Source organism: Chitinophaga sp. (assembly GCF_036569125.1).
GTDB lineage: Bacteria > Bacteroidota > Bacteroidia > Chitinophagales > Chitinophagaceae > Chitinophaga.
Genome location: NZ_DATCRF010000830.1, coordinates 21,123 through 28,507, shown reverse-complemented (window position 1 = coordinate 28,507; position 7,385 = coordinate 21,123). Strand labels below are relative to the sequence as shown.

The window sequence follows — 7,385 nt, the reverse complement described above, 5'->3', positions numbered from 1 at the left end:
TATATACCGGCGATTATTTTACATTGCAGGCCGACAGCACCACAACCTATTACGTTACCTCGCAGGCGCAATGTGAATTTCCGCAACGAATAGCCGTAACAGTGACCACCACTCCCCGGCCGCCGGCGCCTGTATTGGGTGTGCCGGACACCGTATATGCCTACCGTTTTGCCGGCGTAACGCTTACGGCTACTGCGGCAGACAGCGCGGCAATACACTGGTACCGTTCCGACACCGGTACTACCACGGTTTATACCGGCAACAGCTACCACTTCACCGTGCTTACAGCCGGTACCCTCTACTTTTATGCCGGTACGGAGCAGCAGGGCTGCAACAGCCTTCGCAAACAGGTAGTGGTAATAGTAAGCCGCAATACAACACCGCCTGCCGCGCGCAGCGCCGCAGCAGCGGTTAAACAGCAGCAAACATCAGCATTGCAGCTATACCCCAACCCTGCCAGCGGCGAACTGCGGTTCAGGGGTAAAGACCTTTCCGGCAGTACAGCAATCATCAGAGATGTGAACGGACGCGAAGTGCAGCGGGAAGTGCTGCAGCGTAATGGCCTGAATATATCCCGGTTAACAACAGGAGGCATTTATTTTATACAGGTTATTGCCAGGGATCATACAGTATACAACGGGAAGGTGCTGCTGCAGCGATAAATAGCAGATTTAAACCAGCCAAAGCCCCGGTACCTGACCGGGGCTTTGGTTTTGGAGGAAAGCCGTTACCTTTGTACCTTATTTCAAACTATAGCGTTCTTATGCCCCTAATTCAGAACCGGGACATTGTTATTGTGGGTCTTCAACAATGGTACACGCCTATTGGCAGCAATTGTAAAAATATTGCGTTACAGTTTGCCCGGCATAACCGGGTGCTGTATGTAAACTCCCCCCTGGACCGCCGCACTATTATGCAGCAAAAACACGATCCGGAAGTAGCTTTTCACCTGAAAGTGGTAAAAGGGGAAACCAGCGGCATTGTGCCCATTGGCGACAACTTCTGGAACCTGTACCCCAACCGGGTGCTTGAATCGGCTAATTTCATACCCTTTACGCCCTTATTTTCCATTTTTAACCGTATTAACAACGGACGCTTTGCCAAAAGCATACAGGAGGCTGTAAATGAGCTGGGGTTTAAGAACATTCTTTTATTTAACGACAACGATATTTTCCGCGGCTTTTACCTGAAAGAGCTGTTAAAGCCCGACCGCTATATTTATTACAGCCGGGATTACCTGGTAGCCATGGATTACTGGAAACGGCATGGCGCTAAGCTGGAGCCCCGGCATATTGCCAAAGCAGATGTGGCGGTGGCCAACTCCCTGTACCTCACTGATATGCTGCTGCAGTATAACCGCAACAGTTATTACGTAGGCCAGGGCTGCGATCTGAGCTTATTTGACCCGCAAAAGGTATACGAGCGGCCGGCAGACCTGCCCCTGACAGATGCGCCCATTATAGGTTATGTAGGCGCGCTTACCGCCATGCGCCTGGATCCTGAGATCCTGTTATACATCAGCCGTAACCGCCCCCAGTGGCAAATTGTACTGGTTGGGCCGGAGGATGAGGTTTTTCAGCAATCAGCGCTGCACCAGCAGCCCAATATTCATTTCCTGGGGCGCAAGCCGCTAACGGACCTGCCGCTGTACCTGCAGCATTTTGATGTGTGCATTAACCCGCAGCTGGTAAATGAGATCACCATTGGCAACTACCCCCTGAAAATTGATGAATACCTGGCCATGGGCAAACCTTCTGTGGCTACGGACACCAAAACCATGCAGCTGTTTAAGGATCATGTGTACCTGGCGGCAACAAAAGAGGATTATGTACCGCTGATAGAAAAGGCCATGGCAGAAGATGAACCTGCCCGCCGCGCTGCGCAAATAGCCTTTGCACAATCCCATACCTGGGAGAACTCGGTGGAGGCAATTTATAACGCTATCGCGTTATAAATTAAAAAGCAAAAAGCAAAAATTAAAAGAGTAGAACGAAAGGAAAAATCCATTAATAAAATCCGGTATAATAAAAAAAGGAAGCAGAGATTATCTCCGCTTCCTTTTTTTAATTTTTGCTTTTTTACTTTTTACTTTTTCAGTCTCCTGCCTTCAGGAACTTGCCGGTCCAGCGGAACGTTCCTTTGCTGTCTTTAACCTCCATGATATAATAACCACCGGTGAGGGTGCTTACATCTATATCCTTCTGGATGGTTTTACCGGTTACCGGCTCGCTGAAGTTAGCTTTCGGCCGTCCGTTCAGGTCATAGATAGTGAAGTACAGCCTGTCACCGCTGCCTATGTACCTAACCGTAATACGCATGTTGGTAACAGCCGGGTTGGGGTACATGGCTACAGAATCCAGGGTAATGCTGGTTTTATCTGTAAGCACCTCTATGGTGTAAGTGGTTTTGCTTGCTGCCCCCTGATCATCGGTTACCGTCAGCTCAAACACATAGGTACCTACTTCCAGGCCGCTGATGCGTGTTTCCACCCAATCAGGATGCCAGATGTAAGCCGGGCTTGGGCCGCTTACCTGCCTCCAGGAATAGGTTGTGATGGTGCCGTCAGGATCATTGGACTGTTCGGCGTTTATGTACATGAAATCGCTGGGCGCCTGTACTGATTCATCGCCGGTGGCAATGGCCAGCGGTGCAATGTTCTTGGCTGCGGCAGCCGCTTTCACGGTTACGGTTATACGGTCGGTTGCGGTTACTCCTTCATTATCGGTTACTTTCAGCTCATACACATAGGCGCCTGCAGCTACCAGGCCGGTAATGTTGGTGGAGATGCTGTTAGGTTCAATGATGGTGGAGTGTGCACCACTTATCTGGCTCCACTGGTATTTGCGGATGCTGCCATCGGAGTCCTTGCTGGCGCTGGCATTCACAGTTGCGGTGGTGAGCGGTAATGTGATGGTGAGATCACTGCCGGCATTGGCGATCGGCGCCTTATTATTCGGATCAGGCAGTACGGTTACGGTTACACGGTCGGTTGATACCGCGCCTTTGTTGTCCGTTACACGCAGCTCATATACATAGGTGCCTATATCCAGGCCGGTAATGTTGGTGGCCCTTTTAGCAGGTTCTATGATAGTGCCCTGGCCGCCGCTTACTTTGGTCCAGCTATAAGATGCGATAGTACCATCCGGATCTTTAGACGCGCTGCCATCTGCATGTGCGGTGCGCAGCGGCAGGGTGATCCAGATATCGGGGCCTGCATTGGCGATCGGGTCTTCGTTTACAACCGCGTTGATCACGGTTACGGTTACACGGTCAGTAGCGGTAGCGCCCTTGTTATCTTTTACTGTGAGCTCGTACACATAAGTACCTGGCGCCAGGCCGGTAATGTTGGTGGCCTTGTTGTTGGGTTCAATAATAGTACCCTGGCCGCCGCTTATTTTAGTCCATGTATAAGCTACAATGCTGCCATCCGGATCTTTAGACGCGCTGCCATCCACATGTGCGGTACGCAGCGGTAAAGTAATGGTAAGGTCCTGGCCGGCATTTGCTACCGGTGTTTTATTAGCAGCTGCATTTACCACTACGGTTACCTCGTCGGTAGCGGTTGCATTCTTATTATCTGTTACCGTTAACCTGAACACATAAGTGCCCTGGCCTAAACCGGTAATAGTGGTTTTGCTGGCGCTGGCAGTAGTAATGGCGCCGCTTGCGGGGCCGCTTACTTTGGTCCAGGCGTATTTGCTGATGCTGCCATCGGGATCCGCAGATCTGGTGCCGTCCAGCGTAGCGCTGTTGGTGGGCATGGTAATGTTAATATCGGCGCCTGCATTTGCAGTAGGCGTTTTATTAGCGGCTGCGTTTACAATTACGGTCACTTCATCGGAAGCGGTAGCATTATCATCGTCCGTTACGGTTAACTTGAACACATAGGTGCCCTGTGTTAAACCGGTAACAGTGGTTTTGCTGGCGCCGCCGGTAGTAATGGTACCGCCACTTGGGCCGCTTACCTTGCTCCATAAGTATTTGGTAATGCTGCCATCAGAATCTGCAGAACCGGTGCCATCCAGCGTAGTGCTGCTGGTGGGTAAGGTAATGGTTATGTCTTTACCTGCATTAGAGGTAGGCGCTTTATTGGTGGCACTGCTTACGGTAACGGTTACATCATCCGTTGCAGTTGCATTCTTATTATCGGTTACGGTTAAGCGGAACACGTAGGTGCCGGCAGTAGTAAGCCCGGTTACGGTTGTTTTGCTGGCGCCGGCAGTGGTAATGGTGCCTCCGGTTGGGCCGCTTACTTTTGTCCAGGCATATTTGGCGATGCTGCCATCGGCATCTTTAGAGGCAGTGCCATCCAGCGTAGCGCTGCTGGTTGGTAAGGTGATCCTTACATCAGAACCGGCATTGGCTACCGGCGCCTGATTGCCACCGGGATTCACTACGTTGATCACTACCTGGTCTTTGCTAACACCGCCTGCATTATCTGTTATGCTCAGCTCAAAGGTGTAGCTGCCTGCTACCAGGCCGGTAACATCGGTATTGCTGGCATCACTTTCTGCAATGGTGAAGGAGCTTGGGCCACTGATCTTTTTCCACAGGTAGCTTACGATCACACCATCCGGATCCAGTGAGTTGCTGCCGTATAATTGTGTTGCGTTGGTAGGTAATGTTAAAGTAACATCGCTGCCTGCTTCTGCATCCGGCAGCTTATTGCCGGTGGAGGGCTGTACGGTTACCATTACTTCATCGGTGCTGATTGCGCCGCTGTTATCCGTAACGGTCAGCTGGAATACATAGGTGCCTTGTGTAAGGTTGGTAACCGTAGTTTTAGAAACCGTAGCGGTGGTAATAGTGCCCTGTACGGGGCCGCTCAGCTTTTTCCAGGCATATTTGGAGATGATGCCATCCTTATCTTTAGAACCGGTACCATCCAGCGTAACGCTGGTGGCCGGCAGCTTGATCACGATGTCGCCACCGGCATCAGCCGTAGGCGCTGTGTTCAGCAGGCCTGCATACTCATACGCACCAACGTCATACTTACCACCCTGCGGGCGTGTTACATCGTCAAAGTCTGTTTTCAGACCCAGGTCAGACATATCCCGTCCGGCATTTACTGCGGCTGATTTGGAGGTAAGCTCAAAAAGACCGCCCAGCACATTGCCTAACAACGGCAGGTCGGTTGTTTTATAAGACTGGTTGTTGGAGTAATCGAATTTAATGGGTGCGGCGCCTTTAATATACATGCCGCTTTGCGGGTAATCCCAGGAACCACCCGGCGCTATCAGCAGGTTGTTATAGATCTTGTGGCCAACGGTGGTAAGATCGGCATAGATCTTAATAGCATCCACCCCGGTACCGGATACGGTGTTATTATAGATATAACCGGTGGCGGGCTGGAATAACAGCTTATCCGTTACGTTTATACCTTCATAATAAATGTTGGTAACCACGTTATTGTACACATAGTTTATACCGCTGCCAAAGATCTGGATACCGCAGTTATAACCTTTGTCTACCCGGTTGTTGTAAATGCGCAGCGTACTGCCGCCACCGCAAAGAATGCCGTAGCCGTGTGCGCTGTTCTTAGCCATGGCATAGTTCACCAGGCGGTTGTGGTGCACCAGGTTGGTGCCCAGGTCGGCCATGGAGATCTGGATACCGTCGCTGCCTATATTTTCCAGGTCGTTATCATATACTTCCAGGTTTTCAATGTGGTGCGATTTCATGCTTTTGCAGGTACCATCATCCCACAGGTAATGGGTGTTACCAATGTAAAAGCCTTCCCAGGCGGAGTTGCGGCACAGCAGGTGGTGGATCTTTACATTACGCATAACGAACGCGCCTTCCAGCCACTCGGGATGCCCGCACTGCTGCAGGGTTTTGGCCTGCACAAACATACCGGCATCGTGCACGTATGCATTATGCAGATCGTAGTCGCTGCTGCCATCTCCAAAGAAGAAACCAAACAGCTTCTGACCATTTTTATTGGTACCATTCACATCAAAACCATATTCAATGTTCCTGTCGCCGGTACCTTCTACTTTAAAATATTTTGAGTTGGTAAATACAAAAGCTGCTACGGTGGTGGTGCTGTTTACGCCGGTGCGTACCAGGCCGCCGCAGTTCTGGATAATGATGGGTTTAGCCGCTGTGCCCAGCAACCCGCCGAACTGGATAAAATCATAATCACCTGCTGCCAAACACAGGGTATCCCCTGCCGTTATGTTCAGGCTCTTCATAGCATCCGGGTAATAAACCTGGTTGCCGCTGGAGCGGGGTACGGTAATACGTTTATTAGCGGAACCTGTGCCGGTGGAGGGTTTGGAAGGTGTAGTGGTTGGTGGTGTGGAGGAGACGCCACGGGTATACTGCAGCATCCACTCATATACGTTCATGCCGTTCTCCTTAAAGTTCGGATCGTAGGTTTTTGACCACGCATCGTGGATTTTGGCGTTAAAAGTCGTCAATTTGGCCATGGGATTAGGCGCCGGTTTAGACCCGTCAATCCCATCTACCCAACCTACAGAATATTTGTACGGAACCGTAGGGTCGTTGTTGTTATGTGTTGCCCACACCGGAGTATTGTTTGCCGCAATTGTTTTTTGCAGCTGCGGATAAGGTACCGGGTCATAGGCGCCGCATACCACTACGGCTGCTGCGTATTGTTTTGCTTTGGAAGGCACTTCAGAGATAGCGCCCCAGATAACACCGCCGCCCATACTTAAACCGGTAACGTATAAACGGGATGCGTCTACACGTAAGGTTTTTTGCAGGTAAGCTACCAGGCGGTGAATGTCGCCGGCGCCGGGCCATGTTTTAAATTGTGGTGAGATCACAATGAAAGAGTACTGTTTTCCGTTAGAGGTGAATGAGTTAGGAAAGGTACCGCGCTCAATCAATGCCTGCGGTCCGTTCTTCAGCACTTTTGACTGCAGGGATGTGGTGTTGGCGCCGGCAAGCTCGCCTACGCCATGTACGGAGATCAGTAAAGGATAAGATTTTGTAGGATTAGCGTCGTAATCGACAGGAAGGGCCTGATAATAGCCTGTTAAATTCGTAAATGTATCCGGCAAGGTTTTTGGAACGTTCTTCATTCCCTGACCGAAAGACGACAGGCATAAGGATAGACAGGACAAGAGCACTAATAGAGCTGTGCGGCCAGGCACAGTAGAGTTAGTGTAATGTTGTTTCATTACATAGAGGTTTTTCATATTAAACATATGGTGTTGGTTTATCAATGAGATCTTTCCAAGCTTTCAAGCCTTAATCCCCCCTGGACAAGCTTTGAATGGCTGAACGAATAACACTGACAGGTGATATTGTCTTCTTAGTTCTTCTAATGTTGTGCTTAAGATATTATGTACTCTTCTAATGTCTCTTCGATATCACCCTTGCAAAGAAAGTATTTTTTATTTATCAAATAATAGTTT

3 protein-coding genes are annotated in these 7,385 nt (G+C 50.1%); 2 read left to right on the top strand and 1 reads right to left on the bottom strand.

All coding sequences use genetic code 11. The features are described 5' to 3' along the window. A partial coding sequence (locus VIM87_RS30630; RefSeq protein ID WP_332000667.1) for a T9SS type A sorting domain-containing protein occupies window positions 1-662 on the top strand: 662 nt, incomplete at its 5' end. A gap of 101 nt (window positions 663-763) precedes the next feature. Beyond that, window positions 764-1,954 (top strand): glycosyltransferase, encoded by a 1,191-nt coding sequence (locus VIM87_RS30625; RefSeq protein WP_332000666.1) that lies wholly within the window; start codon window positions 764-766, stop codon window positions 1,952-1,954. Between the two features lie 139 nt (window positions 1,955-2,093). Here VIM87_RS30625 and VIM87_RS30620 read toward each other — a convergent pair whose 3' ends face one another. Beyond that, a complete protein-coding gene (locus VIM87_RS30620; RefSeq protein WP_332000665.1) occupies window positions 2,094-7,049 on the bottom strand; it encodes a PKD domain-containing protein in 4,956 nt (1,651 codons plus the stop codon). Between the last annotated feature and the right edge of the window lie 336 nt (window positions 7,050-7,385).

Bases quoted from the DNA above. Each gene is read 5' to 3' on its own strand.
- VIM87_RS30625 (WP_332000666.1), top strand. From the start codon at position 764: ATGCCCCTAATTCAGAACCGGGACATTGTTATTGTGGGTCTTCAACAA.
- VIM87_RS30620 (WP_332000665.1), bottom strand. From the start codon at position 7,049: ATGAAGAACGTTCCAAAAACCTTGCCGGATACATTTACGAATTTAACA.